Source organism: Streptococcus mitis, from assembly GCF_016658865.1.
Taxonomy (GTDB): Bacteria; Bacillota; Bacilli; order Lactobacillales; family Streptococcaceae; genus Streptococcus; species Streptococcus mitis_BT.
This window is the reverse complement of the sequence record NZ_CP067992.1, coordinates 168,459-182,146: the sequence shown is the minus strand read 5'-3', so window position 1 is coordinate 182,146 and position 13,688 is coordinate 168,459. Positions and strand designations below refer to the sequence as shown.

8 protein-coding genes, 11 tRNA genes and 3 rRNA genes are annotated in these 13,688 nt (G+C 43.1%); 2 read left to right on the top strand and 20 right to left on the bottom strand.

The annotated features are described in order from the left end of the window. Window positions 1–30: 30 nt before the first annotated feature. The gene (locus JJN14_RS00815; protein WP_201058285.1) at window positions 31–1,287 is read left to right on the top strand and encodes an ISL3 family transposase; all 1,257 of its coding nucleotides are present in this window, start codon (window positions 31–33) and stop codon (window positions 1,285–1,287) included. Window positions 1,288–1,413: 126 nt separating this feature from the next. On the opposite strand, the gene JJN14_RS00810 is transcribed toward JJN14_RS00815, so the two are convergent. The 19 genes from JJN14_RS00810 to pbp2a all read right to left on the bottom strand — a co-directional run bounded on the left by JJN14_RS00810 (window position 1,414) and on the right by pbp2a (window position 11,265). Further along, window positions 1,414–1,487: transfer RNA gene (locus JJN14_RS00810), tRNA-Pro, on the bottom strand. A gap of 15 nt (window positions 1,488–1,502) precedes the next feature. Then, window positions 1,503–1,576: transfer RNA gene (locus tag JJN14_RS00805), tRNA-Arg, on the bottom strand. Window positions 1,577–1,587: 11 nt separating this feature from the next. Continuing rightward, window positions 1,588–1,673: transfer RNA gene (locus tag JJN14_RS00800), tRNA-Leu, on the bottom strand. A gap of 7 nt (window positions 1,674–1,680) precedes the next feature. Further along, window positions 1,681–1,752: transfer RNA gene (locus JJN14_RS00795), tRNA-Gly, on the bottom strand. Window positions 1,753–1,774: 22 nt separating this feature from the next. Then, window positions 1,775–1,847, bottom strand: a tRNA-Thr gene (locus JJN14_RS00790). An 18-nt stretch (window positions 1,848–1,865) separates the two neighbouring features. Continuing rightward, a tRNA-Leu gene (locus tag JJN14_RS00785) sits at window positions 1,866–1,947 on the bottom strand. 5 nt (window positions 1,948–1,952) lie between these two features. Then, window positions 1,953–2,025: transfer RNA gene (locus JJN14_RS00780), tRNA-Lys, on the bottom strand. 23 nt (window positions 2,026–2,048) lie between these two features. Further along, window positions 2,049–2,121, bottom strand: a tRNA-Asp gene (locus JJN14_RS00775). A 2-nt stretch (window positions 2,122–2,123) separates the two neighbouring features. Then, window positions 2,124–2,196: transfer RNA gene (locus JJN14_RS00770), tRNA-Val, on the bottom strand. A gap of 4 nt (window positions 2,197–2,200) precedes the next feature. Further along, a 5S ribosomal RNA gene (rrf, locus tag JJN14_RS00765) occupies window positions 2,201–2,316 on the bottom strand. 76 nt (window positions 2,317–2,392) lie between these two features. Further along, window positions 2,393–5,293: ribosomal RNA gene (locus JJN14_RS00760) — 23S ribosomal RNA — on the bottom strand. Between the two features lie 121 nt (window positions 5,294–5,414). Beyond that, window positions 5,415–5,487 (bottom strand) — tRNA-Ala (locus JJN14_RS00755). 51 nt (window positions 5,488–5,538) lie between these two features. After that, a 16S ribosomal RNA gene (locus JJN14_RS00750) occupies window positions 5,539–7,085 on the bottom strand. The 16S, 23S and 5S rRNA genes sit together here with 11 tRNA genes alongside, the layout of an rRNA operon. Before the next feature lie 242 nt (window positions 7,086–7,327). After that, window positions 7,328–7,399, bottom strand: a tRNA-Glu gene (locus tag JJN14_RS00745). An 88-nt stretch (window positions 7,400–7,487) separates the two neighbouring features. Then, the gene (locus JJN14_RS00740) at window positions 7,488–7,967 is read right to left on the bottom strand and encodes a sigma-70 family RNA polymerase sigma factor (protein ID WP_201058581.1); all 480 of its coding nucleotides are present in this window, start codon (window positions 7,965–7,967) and stop codon (window positions 7,488–7,490) included. Window positions 7,968–8,087: 120 nt separating this feature from the next. Continuing rightward, a complete protein-coding gene (nusG, locus tag JJN14_RS00735; RefSeq protein WP_000376740.1) occupies window positions 8,088–8,624 on the bottom strand; it encodes a transcription termination/antitermination protein NusG in 537 nt (178 codons plus the stop codon). Between the two features lie 54 nt (window positions 8,625–8,678). Beyond that, window positions 8,679–8,855: a preprotein translocase subunit SecE gene (gene secE, locus JJN14_RS00730; RefSeq protein ID WP_001210990.1), complete on the bottom strand. Its 177-nt coding sequence runs from the start codon at window positions 8,853–8,855 to the stop codon at window positions 8,679–8,681. Between the two features lie 9 nt (window positions 8,856–8,864). Then, the gene (rpmG, locus tag JJN14_RS00725) at window positions 8,865–9,017 is read right to left on the bottom strand and encodes a 50S ribosomal protein L33 (protein WP_001809375.1); all 153 of its coding nucleotides are present in this window, start codon (window positions 9,015–9,017) and stop codon (window positions 8,865–8,867) included. A gap of 52 nt (window positions 9,018–9,069) precedes the next feature. Further along, complete coding sequence (gene pbp2a / locus JJN14_RS00720; protein WP_201058659.1) at window positions 9,070–11,265, bottom strand: penicillin-binding protein PBP2A; 2,196 nt, start codon at window positions 11,263–11,265, stop codon at window positions 9,070–9,072. 86 nt (window positions 11,266–11,351) lie between these two features. Here pbp2a and JJN14_RS00715 point away from each other — a divergent pair, with 86 nt between their 5' ends. Continuing rightward, on the top strand, window positions 11,352–12,227 hold the full coding sequence (locus tag JJN14_RS00715) for an RluA family pseudouridine synthase (RefSeq protein WP_322107892.1): 876 nt from the start codon (window positions 11,352–11,354) through the stop codon (window positions 12,225–12,227). A 34-nt stretch (window positions 12,228–12,261) separates the two neighbouring features. On the opposite strand, the gene JJN14_RS00710 is transcribed toward JJN14_RS00715, so the two are convergent. Continuing rightward, a protein-coding gene (locus JJN14_RS00710) for an IS3 family transposase (RefSeq protein ID WP_201058010.1) occupies window positions 12,262–13,610 on the bottom strand; the annotation gives its coding sequence in 2 pieces (ribosomal slippage) (window positions 12,262–13,160 and window positions 13,160–13,610; 1,350 coding nt in all). Window positions 13,611–13,688: the final 78 nt, after the last annotated feature.

Here is a 13,688-nt window from a genome sequence, read left to right as displayed (position 1 = left end):
GCGACAAAACAACTCATTAGAAAGAATCATATGGAACAATTACATTTTATCACAAAACTGCTCGATATCAAAGACCCTAATATCCAATTTATGGATATCATCAATAGGGATACTCACAAAGAAATCATCGCTAAACTGGACTACGACTCTCCATCTTGTCCTGAGTGTGGAAGTCAAATGAAGAAATATGATTTTCAAAAACCGTCTAAGATTCCTTACCTCGAAACGACTGGTATGCCTACTAGAATCCTCCTTAGAAAACGCCGTTTTAAGTGCTATCAGTGCTCGAAAATAGCGGTCGCTGAGACTCCTCTAATAAAGAAAAATCATCAAATCCCTCGTATCATCAACCAAAAAATTGCTCAAAAGCTGATTGAAAAAACTTCTATGACCGATATTGCCCATCAGCTTTCCATTTCAACTTCAACTGTCATTCGAAAGCTCAATGATTTCAACTTTAAGCATGATTTTTCTCGTCTTCCTGAGATTATGTCTTGGGACGAGTATGCCTTCACTAAGGGAAAGATGAGTTTCATTGCGCAAGATTTTGATAATCTCAACATTATCACTGTTCTTGAAGGCAGAACACAAGCTATCATCCGAAATCACTTTCTGCGCTACGATAGAGCCGTTCGTTGTCAGGTGAAAATCATTACTATGGATATGTTTAGCCCCTACTACGATATTTCCAGAAAACTTTTTCCTAACGCTAAAATCGTTCTCGACCGCTTTCACATTGCCCAACATCTCAGCCGTGCTATGAGTCGTGTGCGTGTCCAAATTATGAATCAGTTTGAGCGAAAATCCCATGAATACAAGGCTATCAAGCGTTACTGGAAGCTCATTCAACAGGATAGTCGTAAATTGAGTGATAAACGTTTCTATCGCCCTACTTTTCGCATGCATCTAACCAACAAAGAGATTCTAGATAAGCTTTTGAGCTATTCAGAAGACTTGAAACACCACTACAATCTCTATCAGCTCTTACTTTTTCACTTCCAGAACAAGGAACCTGACAAATTCTTCGGACTTATTGAGGACAATCTAAAGCAGGTTCATCCTCTTTTTCACACTGTCTTTAAAACCTTCCTCAAGGACAAAGAAAAGATTGTCAATGCTCTTCAACTACCTTATTCTAATGCCAAATTAGAAGCGACTAATAATCTCATTAAACTTATCAAACGAAATGCATTTGGTTTTCGGAACTTTGAAAACTTCAAAAAACGGATTTTTATCGCTCTCAATATCAAAAAAGAAAGGACGAAATCCGTCCTTTCTAGATCTTAGCTTTTCTTCAACCCACTACAGTTGACAAAGAGCCAATTAAAAAAGAGAGAAGCAAACTGATTCTCTCTTAATGTATATAATATCTAGTTAAACAAAAAAGGTACGCTTACGTATCTCTGTAATGAATCGGGAAGACAGGATTCGAACCTGCGACACCTTGGTCCCAAACCAAGTACTCTACCAAGCTGAGCTACTTCCCGAGTTAAATAGAAAAATGCACCCTAGAGGAGTCGAACCTCTAACCGCCTGATTCGTAGTCAGGTACTCTATCCAGTTGAGCTAAGGGTGCTCATTAGTTTATGCCGAGGACCGGAATCGAACCGGTACGATCGTTACCAATCGCAGGATTTTAAGTCCTGTGCGTCTGCCAGTTCCGCCACCCCGGCCTCTCTAAGCGAACGACGGGATTCGAACCCGCGACCCCCACCTTGGCAAGGTGGTGTTCTACCACTGAACTACGTTCGCACTGTTTTCTTCTATCTAAAAATGCCGGCTACATGACTTGAACACGCGACCCTCTGATTACAAATCAGATGCTCTACCAACTGAGCTAAGCCGGCTCATTTATTATATCTTAATGCGGGTTAAGGGACTTGAACCCCCACGCCGTTAAGCGCCAGATCCTAAATCTGGTGCGTCTGCCAATTCCGCCAAACCCGCATATATGACCCGTACTGGGCTCGAACCAGTGACCCATTGATTAAAAGTCAATTGCTCTACCAACTGAGCTAACGAGTCTAAAATAACTTACGTTATTCTAACGGTCCCGACGGGAATCGAACCCGCGATCTTCGCCGTGACAGGGCGACGTGATAACCGCTACACTACGGGACCTATGGGAGTTAACGGGATCGAACCGCTGACCCTCTGCTTGTAAGGCAGATGCTCTCCCAGCTGAGCTAAACTCCCTAGAGCTAAGCGACTTCCATATCTCACAGGGGGCAACCCCCAACTACTTCCGGCGTTCTAGGGCTTAACTTCTGTGTTCGGCATGGGTACAGGTGTATCTCCTAGGCTATCGTCACTTAACTCTGAGTAATACCTACTCAAAATTGAATATCTATTCAAACCAAGAAAACCGTTCGCTTTCATATTCTCAGTTACTTTGGATAAGTCCTCGAGCTATTAGTATTAGTCCGCTACATGTGTCGCCACACTTCCACTTCTAACCTATCTACCTGATCATCTCTCAGGGCTCTTACTGATATAAAATCATGGGAAATCTCATCTTGAGGTGGGTTTCACACTTAGATGCTTTCAGCGTTTATCCCTTCCCTACATAGCTACCCAGCGATGCCTTTGGCAAGACAACTGGTACACCAGCGGTAAGTCCACTCTGGTCCTCTCGTACTAGGAGCAGATCCTCTCAAATTTCCTACGCCCGCGACGGATAGGGACCGAACTGTCTCACGACGTTCTGAACCCAGCTCGCGTGCCGCTTTAATGGGCGAACAGCCCAACCCTTGGGACCGACTACAGCCCCAGGATGCGACGAGCCGACATCGAGGTGCCAAACCTCCCCGTCGATGTGAACTCTTGGGGGAGATAAGCCTGTTATCCCCAGGGTAGCTTTTATCCGTTGAGCGATGGCCCTTCCATACGGAACCACCGGATCACTAAGCCCGACTTTCGTCCCTGCTCGAGTTGTAGCTCTCGCAGTCAAGCTCCCTTATACCTTTACACTCTGCGAATGATTTCCAACCATTCTGAGGGAACCTTTGGGCGCCTCCGTTACCTTTTAGGAGGCGACCGCCCCAGTCAAACTGCCCGTCAGACACTGTCTCCGATAGGGATCACCTATCCGGGTTAGAGTGGCCATAACACAAGGGTAGTATCCCAACAACGTCTCCTTCGAAACTGGCGTCCCGATCTCATAGACTCCTACCTATCCTGTACATGTGGTACAGACACTCAATATCAAACTGCAGTAAAGCTCCATGGGGTCTTTCCGTCCTGTCGCGGGTAACCTGCATCTTCACAGGTACTAAAATTTCACCGAGTCTCTCGTTGAGACAGTGCCCAAATCATTACGCCTTTCGTGCGGGTCGGAACTTACCCGACAAGGAATTTCGCTACCTTAGGACCGTTATAGTTACGGCCGCCGTTTACTGGGGCTTCAATTCATACCTTCGCTTACGCTAAGCACTCCTCTTAACCTTCCAGCACCGGGCAGGCGTCACCCCCTATACATCATCTTACGATTTAGCAGAGAGCTGTGTTTTTGATAAACAGTTGCTTGGGCCTATTCACTGCGGCTGACGTAAAGTCAGCACCCCTTCTCCCGAAGTTACGGGGTCATTTTGCCGAGTTCCTTAACGAGAGTTCTCTCGCTCACCTGAGGCTACTCGCCTCGACTACCTGTGTCGGTTTGCGGTACGGGTAGAGTATGTTTAAACGCTAGAAGCTTTTCTTGGCAGTGTGACGTCACTAACTTCGCTACTAAACTTCGCTCCCCATCACAGCTCAATGTTATAGAACTAAGCATTTGACTCAGTTCACACCTCACTGCTTAGACAGACACTTCCAATCGTCTGCTTTAGTTAGCCTACTGCGTCCCTCCATCACTACATACTCTAGTACAGGAATATCAACCTGTTGTCCATCGGATACACCTTTCGGTCTCTCCTTAGGTCCCGACTAACCCAGGGCGGACGAGCCTTCCCCTGGAAACCTTAGTCTTACGGTGGACAGGATTCTCACCTGTCTTTCGCTACTCATACCGGCATTCTCACTTCTATGCGTTCCAGCACTCCTCACGGTATACCTTCATCACACATAGAACGCTCTCCTACCATACCTATAAAGGTATCCACAGCTTCGGTAAATTGTTTTAGCCCCGGTACATTTTCGGCGCAGGGTCACTCGACTAGTGAGCTATTACGCACTCTTTGAATGAATAGCTGCTTCTAAGCTAACATCCTAGTTGTCTGTGCAACCCCACATCCTTTTCCACTTAACAATTATTTTGGGACCTTAGCTGGTGGTCTGGGCTGTTTCCCTTTCGACTACGGATCTTAGCACTCGCAGTCTGACTGCCGACCATAATTCATTGGCATTCGGAGTTTATCTGAGATTGGTAATCCGGGATGGACCCCTCACCCAAACAGTGCTCTACCTCCAAGAATCTTAATGTCGACGCTAGCCCTAAAGCTATTTCGGAGAGAACCAGCTATCTCCAAGTTCGTTTGGAATTTCTCCGCTACCCACAAGTCATCCAAGCACTTTTCAACGTGCCCTGGTTCGGTCCTCCAGTGCGTCTTACCGCACCTTCAACCTGCTCATGGGTAGGTCACATGGTTTCGGGTCTACGTCATGATACTAAGGCGCCCTATTCAGACTCGGTTTCCCTACGGCTCCGTCTCTTCAACTTAACCTCGCATCATAACGTAACTCGCCGGTTCATTCTACAAAAGGCACGCTCTCACCCATTAACGGGCTCGAACTTGTTGTAGGCACACGGTTTCAGGTTCTATTTCACTCCCCTCCCGGGGTGCTTTTCACCTTTCCCTCACGGTACTGGTTCACTATCGGTCACTAGGGAGTATTTAGGGTTGGGAGATGGTCCTCCCAGATTCCGACGGGATTTCACGTGTCCCGCCGTACTCAGGATACTGCTAGGTACAAAGACTATTTTAAATACGAGGCTATTACTCTCTTTGGCTGATCTTCCCAAATCATTCTTCTATAATCTTTGAGTCCACATTGCAGTCCTACAACCCCGAAGAGTAAACTCTCCGGTTTGCCCTCCTGCCGTTTCGCTCGCCGCTACTAAGGCAATCGCTTTTGCTTTCTCTTCCTGCAGCTACTTAGATGTTTCAGTTCACTGCGTCTTCCTCCTCACATCCTTAACAGATGCGGGTAACAGGTAGTACCTGTTGGGTTCCCCCATTCGGAAATCCCTGGATCATCGCTTACTTACAGCTACCCAAGGCATATCGTCGTTTGTCACGTCCTTCTTCGGCTCCTAGTGCCAAGGCATCCACCGTGCGCCCTTATTAACTTAACCTTATTTTTGACCTTTCAGTCATAAACTCTTTTAATACTACAGCGTTTCGGTTTATTTTCTTGTTACTATTTGATATAGATATTCAATTTTCAATGTGCATTACTTGGTGATCTCTCACCAATGGAGCCTAGCGGGATCGAACCGCTGACCTCCTGCGTGCAAAGCAGGCGCTCTCCCAGCTGAGCTAAGGCCCCACAAGACCTCTCAAGACTAAACAAGACCAATGCGCAGTTCCTTATCCTTAGAAAGGAGGTGATCCAGCCGCACCTTCCGATACGGCTACCTTGTTACGACTTCACCCCAATCATCTATCCCACCTTAGGCGGCTGGCTCCTAAAAGGTTACCTCACCGACTTCGGGTGTTACAAACTCTCGTGGTGTGACGGGCGGTGTGTACAAGGCCCGGGAACGTATTCACCGCGGCGTGCTGATCCGCGATTACTAGCGATTCCGACTTCATGTAGGCGAGTTGCAGCCTACAATCCGAACTGAGACTGGCTTTAAGAGATTAGCTTGCCGTCACCGGCTTGCGACTCGTTGTACCAGCCATTGTAGCACGTGTGTAGCCCAGGTCATAAGGGGCATGATGATTTGACGTCATCCCCACCTTCCTCCGGTTTATTACCGGCAGTCTCGCTAGAGTGCCCAACTGAATGATGGCAACTAACAATAGGGGTTGCGCTCGTTGCGGGACTTAACCCAACATCTCACGACACGAGCTGACGACAACCATGCACCACCTGTCACCTCTGTCCCGAAGGAAAACTCTATCTCTAGAGCGGTCAGAGGGATGTCAAGACCTGGTAAGGTTCTTCGCGTTGCTTCGAATTAAACCACATGCTCCACCGCTTGTGCGGGCCCCCGTCAATTCCTTTGAGTTTCAACCTTGCGGTCGTACTCCCCAGGCGGAGTGCTTAATGCGTTAGCTACGGCACTAAACCCCGGAAAGGGTCTAACACCTAGCACTCATCGTTTACGGCGTGGACTACCAGGGTATCTAATCCTGTTTGCTCCCCACGCTTTCGAGCCTCAGCGTCAGTTACAAGCCAGAGAGCCGCTTTCGCCACCGGTGTTCCTCCATATATCTACGCATTTCACCGCTACACATGGAATTCCACTCTCCCCTCTTGCACTCAAGTTAAACAGTTTCCAAAGCGTACTATGGTTAAGCCACAGCCTTTAACTTCAGACTTATCTAACCGCCTGCGCTCGCTTTACGCCCAATAAATCCGGACAACGCTCGGGACCTACGTATTACCGCGGCTGCTGGCACGTAGTTAGCCGTCCCTTTCTGGTAAGATACCGTCACAGTGTGAACTTTCCACTCTCACACTCGTTCTTCTCTTACAACAGAGCTTTACGATCCGAAAACCTTCTTCACTCACGCGGCGTTGCTCGGTCAGACTTCCGTCCATTGCCGAAGATTCCCTACTGCTGCCTCCCGTAGGAGTCTGGGCCGTGTCTCAGTCCCAGTGTGGCCGATCACCCTCTCAGGTCGGCTATGTATCGTCGCCTTGGTGAGCCGTTACCCCACCAACTAGCTAATACAACGCAGGTCCATCTGGTAGTGATGCAATTGCACCTTTTAAGCAAATGTCATGCAACATCTACTCTTATGCGGTATTAGCTATCGTTTCCAATAGTTATCCCCCGCTACCAGGCAGGTTACCTACGCGTTACTCACCCGTTCGCAACTCATCCAGAGAAGCAAGCTCCTCCTTCAGCGTTCTACTTGCATGTATTAGGCACGCCGCCAGCGTTCGTCCTGAGCCAGGATCAAACTCTCATTAAAAGTTTGAGTTCTCACTCATTTCTGTCACTGACAGATTTATTGTTTTTTTCATTGTTCAGTACTACAACCTTAGTTGTAGTGCCCTGCACATTGGTTCGTCTTGTTCAGTTTTCAAAGGTCTTTGTCACTCGCTTCTCTCAAGTGACAACTATATTAGTATATCACAGCCGCTTTCGCTTGTCAACACTTTTTTGAAACTTTTTTAAAAATTTTTCATCAAGTGCCTCAACCACAACATACCATAGTCCGTACGGGATTCGAACCCGTGTTACCGCCGTGAAAAGGCGGTGTCTTAACCCCTTGACCAACGGACCTGAGTTATTTTCAACTCTTACTATTATACAGACTTTTTCTGACTTGTCAACTACTTTTTTTATCTTTTTTCATTTTTTGCATGGCTTCCTAGTATGTACGGATGTCAAACTCTTTAAATACAATACGTAAGTCTCTTAATACTCTTTGACGACCTCGGAAGCGTTCATTTCTTAAGACGCGTTCTAACTCTTCTTGTTTGTCTTTACTTTGTTTGTTTCTATAGTCTCTTAGTGTCTCATGAAAGAGATAATACTCATCTAGCCACAGACCTCCCTCGCTTATACGATGACTGATCTCACCTACTTCTTCATAAGGTTCTTTATCATATCTACGCTTCTGGCTTTCTTGTTTACGGATATGATCTAAAATTCGATTACGGAATTTAGTTTTGAAGTATTTACGTAAACGAGGAATATCTTCTACTAGATCTTCTTCTCTACTAATCAATTCATGTAAGCAAATCATCCCCTCTTGGTCCCAATCCGATAGATCCCATAAATGAAGGTAATATTCATTTCTACACTTATATACAATCCCCTGGACTTCTTTATACAATTCTTTAAACATAACGTCCCCCTTTCTAGATATAGTTTAACAGATTCAGAAACACTTTTGTCCCATTTCCTCCGTTCTGTCCCCTTTATCTCCTCAACTGCACAAAAAAGAGAGGACACACCTCTCTTTGGGTTATAATTCTGCAATTTGGTTTAGGTTTACTTCTGCAACTGTGTCATTACCAAACATAGAGATAATCATCTTCACTTTATTGTTATCAATCTCTGTAATCTTACCAGTATAATCTGCAAAAGCACCATCGATAATACGTACAGTTTGACCGACTTCAACATCGATATCAAACTCTTGTACAGTTTGTCCCATAGAAACTAAGATATCACGAATTTCTTGTTCCAATAATGGTGTTGGTTTTGATCTGTTCCCATGTGATCCGACAAATCCTGTAACGTTTGGTGTATTTCGAACAACAAACCAAGCTTCATCCGTCATCACCATTTCTACAAGAACATAACCTGGAAAGCGATTTTCTTCTACTTCTTTTCTCTTTCCATTTTTTTCAACTTGCACTGTTTGTGTTGGAATTTCAACGCGTAGAATATTATCCAACATATTATAGGTTTGCGCACGTTGTAATAGATTTTCTTTTACCTTATTTTCATAACCAGAATAAGTTTGTAAGACAAACCATCCTTTATCAAAACTATCCATGATACTTCCTTTCATAAATAGAAAACTTTTAGTGTGGTTAATGCCACTAGTCTTCTAAAAAATGTTAATAAATCGAATCAATCCTGAAACAATCAACTTGTCAAAAATATAAATAATCACAACAAAGAAAGCAGTGTATTCCATGATAGAACGAAAATCTCTCCAGCTTTCCTTGCGAGTTGGCCATGTTGTGTCTTTAAGAAGTCTAAAAATATCTCCAATAAAACGCATCGCTCTCTCCTATCTCGTTTCTCTGTGTGTAGTGTACTTACCACAATGTTTACAAAATTTATTTACTTCTAGTCGTGTTGGCTTGGGGTTTCCGCTGATCTTGATTGAATAGTTTCTCGAACCACAAACCGCACAAGCTAGGCTTGCTTTTTTTAGTGCCATAACGCCTCCATCTTATCTATTATAACAAGAAAGCTAGGCTTTGACAAGCATCTTAACGAAATAGATTGACTACCGAATCCCATATCGTTTGAGCCTTTTCCTTAATTTTAGCATCTGAGATAGCACGGCTAGCCTCATCTACCAGATTTTGTGCACGACTTCTAATATCAGAAAGGCTATTATCCGCCTGATTTTCTTCATTACTCTGTACTTGATTTCTTGTATTGGCTGGTGCAATTCCATTTTGCTTATAAGCATTTTCAACCGTAAAGGTACTTCCTGGCGTATAAGGTAAAATGGTATTGGCAATGTTTCTAAAGACATGGGCTGCACCGTTTGAAGTAGATCCTGCTAGATAGTGGCTTTCATCAGTGGTAGGGAAACCAAGCCAGTGACTAATCACTACATCCGGAGTATAACCAATTACCCACTGGTCACTTGTGTATTCAGGATTGAAAACAGCTTCAGTTGTTCCAGTTTTTCCTGCCATGACATAGTCTGCAGGCGATGAACTAACACCGGTACCGTTGGTGAATGTCCCCAACATCATACTAGTCATCTTGTCAGCTACAGACTTATCAATCACCCGTTTTTGTGAATTTTTATGGCTCGCAATAACCTGACCACTAGCATTTTCAATTCGACTAATAAAATGAGCTTCAGGCATTAAACCTTCATTAGCAAAGGCAGCATATGCTTGAGCCATTTGAAGAGGGTTGGTTTCAACACCGCTTCCCAAGGCGACACCAAGAACACGATCGACCTTTTCCATATTGAGTCCGAATTTTTCGCCCGCCTCAAAAGCCTTATCAACTCCCAAATCATTAACAGTGGCAACAGCAGGCAGATTAAGCGATTCTGCCAAGGCTTGATACATAGGAACTTCTCGACTCGTTTTGATCCCTGCATAGTTATCAACCTTATAGCTGTCATACTGCATCGTATGGTTATCCAACTGCTTATTCAAAGCCCAGCCAGCTTCAACTGCAGGCGTATAAACAACTAAAGGCTTAATTGTAGAACCAGGGCTACGTTTTGATTGAGTTGCATAGTTGAAATTCCGGAATCCAGTTTTATCATTGCCAGCAACCTGACCGACAACTCCACGAACTCCACCTGTTTTCGGTTCGAGAGCCACACTTCCTGATTGAGCAAATGTTCCATCCTCTGCCCTCGGAAATAGAGCTGTATTTTCATAGACAACCTGCATATTTGCTTGGTAGTTTTGGTCCAGTTCTGTGTATATGCGATAGCCATTATTTACGATTTCTTCCTCGGTTAGATGATACTTAGAAACGGCTTCATTAACCACCGCGTCAAAATAAGAAGGGTAGCGGTAATCTGAGATTTTTCCTTCATACTTATCGTGCAATTGCGAAGTCATATCAACTTCTGCAGCTTCGGTTTCTTGGTTTTTATCAATGTAACCCGCTGCAACCATATTTTGCAAAACAGTATCGCGACGATTGGTTGAATCCTCTATAGAATTCAAGGGATTATACAATTCCGGACCCTTTAGCATCCCTGCCAGAGTCGCAGCTTGATCCAGACTCACTTCTGATGCAGATACTCCAAAGTATTTCTTACTCGCATCTTCAACCCCCCACACACCATTTCCAAAATAGGCATTGTTAAGGTACATGGTTAAAATTTGATCCTTACTATATTTTTTTGTTAATTCTAAGGCAAGGAAAAATTCTTTCGCTTTTCTCTCGACAGTTTGATCCTGAGACAGATAGGCATTCTTAGCCAGCTGTTGGGTAATAGTAGAGCCACCACCTGAACGTCCAGCAGTGACAATAGCCAAGAAGAAACGACCATAGTTAATCCCGTCATTTTTATAGAAAGAACGGTCTTCTGTCGCAATAACAGCATTCTGCAAGTTTTTACTGATGTCAGTCAATTCAACGTAGGTTCCCTTTTGACCAGACAAGGCACCTGCCTCTTTTTCTTCACGGTCAAAAATAAGAGTTCGAGTTTTCAAGGCATTTTGCAAATCGTTAACATTGGTTGATTTGGCTACAGCAAACAAATAGGTTCCGACTAGCAAGCCTGCACTCAATCCTAGTATAATAACAATCTTTGTTAGATGATAGCGACGCCAGAATTTTCGAATTGGACCCACTTGGGCTAATTTTTTTCTATCACTACGAGAGCGACGTAAGCTAGTCGAATCAGATTCCTCTAGTTCACTTGTTTCTTTTTTAAAAAGAGAAAGAAATTTCTCAAATAATTTATCTAATTTCATGCGTTTATTTTATCATCTTCATCATAGGAACTCAAGAATTTTGCTATTTCCTATCCAAATAGGGCTTTTTTTGTTACAATATCTGTATGAAATTCACATTTACATTACCCGCCTCTTTACCTCAAATGACGGTAAAGCAATTACTAGAAGAGCAACTCCTCATCCCTAGAAAAATCCGGCATTTTTTGAGAGTCAAGAAACATATTTTGATAAATCAAAAAGAAGTTCACTGGAATGAGATGGTAAATCCTGGAGATGTTTGCCAGTTGACTTTTGACGAGGAAGATTACCCCAAAAAGACAATCCATCGGGGCGACCCAGACTTAGTTCAGGAAGTTTATCAAGACCAACACTTGATTATTGTAAACAAACCCGAGGGGATGAAAACCCACGGTAACCAACCAAACGAAATTGCTCTTCTTAACCATGTCAGTGCCTACGTTGGCCAGACCTGTTATGTCGTTCATCGTCTAGACATGGAAACCAGCGGTTTAGTTCTCTTCGCTAAAAATCCTTTTATCCTGCCTATTCTCAATCGCTTATTGGAGAAAAAAGAGATTTCTAGAGAATATTGGGCACTTGTTAACGGAAATATCAGCAGCAAAGAGCTTGTTTTCAAGGACAAAATCGGACGTGATCGTCATGATCGCAGAAAAAGAATAGTTGATGCAAAAAATGGGCAATATGCTGAAACGCATGTAAGCAGATTAAAGCAATTTCCAAACAAAACTTCCTTGGTTCGTTGCAAACTAAAAACCGGTCGAACCCATCAAATCCGTGTTCACCTTTCTCATCATAACTTCCCGATCCTGGGCGATCCTCTCTATAATAGTAAAGGGAAATCAAGTCGACTTATGCTTCATGCCTTCCGACTTTCCTTTACCCATCCGCTTACATTAGAGAAGCTAACTTTCACTACCCTTTCAGATACCTTTGAAAAAGAATTAAAAAAGAATGGATGATTGTGTACTGACCCCAAAAAGTTAGACAATTAATTTAAGCAAAGGATTTAGTTCTATATTGTACAGGGCTAAGTCCTTTTAGTTTTACCTTAATTCGTTTGTTGTTGTAGTAATCAATATAGTCTACAATAGCTTGTTCCAAGTGTTCAAGTGACTGAAACGTATTCTCATAACCATAAAACATTTCAGACTTAAGAATGCCAAAGAAAGATTCCATCATACCGTTATCTGGGCTATTTCCCTTACGTGACATAGATGGTTGGATTCCCTTATTCTTTAAAAAATGATGATAGAAATCGTGTTGGTATTGCCATCCTTGGTCACTATGGAGAATTGTATTCTCGTAATGGTTCTCTGTAAAGGCTTGTTCTAGCATAGCTTTCATTTGTACTAAGTTCGGCGAAGTAGAAAGATTGTAGGAGATAATTTCGCTGTTAAAGCCATCTAAAACTGGTGATAAATAAAGCTTTTGGCTGCTTGCTGGAATGGCAAATTCTGTCACATCCGTATAACACTTTTCCATTGGTTTGGTTGCTTCAAATTGACGTTGAATAAGATTATCTGCTTTCTTGCCAACCTCTCCTTGGTATGAAGAATACTTCCTTTTACGGCGAATTCGAGCCGTTAAACCAAGTACTTTCATCAGACGCTGCACCTTCTTATGGTTCACTACGAAGCCACGATTTCGTAATTCTAGAGTCATGCGACGATAGCCGTAATTTCCTTTATGCTCAGTATAAATTGACTGAATTTCAGCTTTAATATCATAATCTTTATCGCTTTGATCCAGCTGTTTTAAGTGGTAATAATAAGTTGAACGGGCAAGCTTAATAATCTTTAGAAGGATATCTAAAGAAAACTCTGTTACCAGTCCTTGAACAATTTCCGTTTTTCTTCTTGCTCCTTTTCGTCCCTCAATCGGAGTTCTCTCAACTTTTTTAGAATGGCATTCTCCGCTCTCAAGTACTCATTTTCTGCTTGAAGACGTTCTAATTCTGTCATATCTTCAAATCTCTTCTTTGGCTTACGTCCCATTTTAGGTGGTCTCCCTCTTGTTTTCTCAACAATAGTATACCCGTTTTTCTTATATTGTGCCAGCCAATTCGAAAGTAATCCACTACTTAGAAGAGCATAATCCAGAGACGCCCTAATTTGTGAATGCCCCTCAAGAAGAACTTTATCAATGATCTCTTGTTTTAGTTCAGGAGAATAGTAACAATTCTTTCCTTTTTTGACGAACTCTATTCCGTAACGATCAATCAATTTAATCATGTACCTAAGATTAGAATTGTTTATCCCAAATTTATTTGAAAGCTTCTCTAAGCTATATCCTTGTTTTCTAAGTTCATAGATCTGAACTTTATCATCATAACTCAATTTCATAATAAAACACCCCAAAAGTTAGATTTTTACTGTCTAACTTTTGGGGTGCAGTACATTGTGTCATCCATTTTTAAATAC

Excerpts from the sequence above, each read along its gene's own strand:
- JJN14_RS00815 (WP_201058285.1), top strand. The coding sequence starts at position 31 with ATGGAACAATTACATTTTATCACAAAACTGCTCGATATCAAAGACCCT.
- JJN14_RS00740 (WP_201058581.1), bottom strand. The coding sequence starts at position 7,967 with ATGTTTAAAGAATTGTATAAAGAAGTCCAGGGGATTGTATATAAGTGT.
- nusG (WP_000376740.1), bottom strand. The coding sequence starts at position 8,624 with ATGGATAGTTTTGATAAAGGATGGTTTGTCTTACAAACTTATTCTGGT.
- secE (WP_001210990.1), bottom strand. The coding sequence starts at position 8,855 with ATGCGTTTTATTGGAGATATTTTTAGACTTCTTAAAGACACAACATGG.
- rpmG (WP_001809375.1), bottom strand. The coding sequence starts at position 9,017 with ATGGCACTAAAAAAAGCAAGCCTAGCTTGTGCGGTTTGTGGTTCGAGA.
- pbp2a (WP_201058659.1), bottom strand. The coding sequence starts at position 11,265 with ATGAAATTAGATAAATTATTTGAGAAATTTCTTTCTCTTTTTAAAAAA.
- JJN14_RS00715 (WP_322107892.1), top strand. The coding sequence starts at position 11,352 with ATGAAATTCACATTTACATTACCCGCCTCTTTACCTCAAATGACGGTA.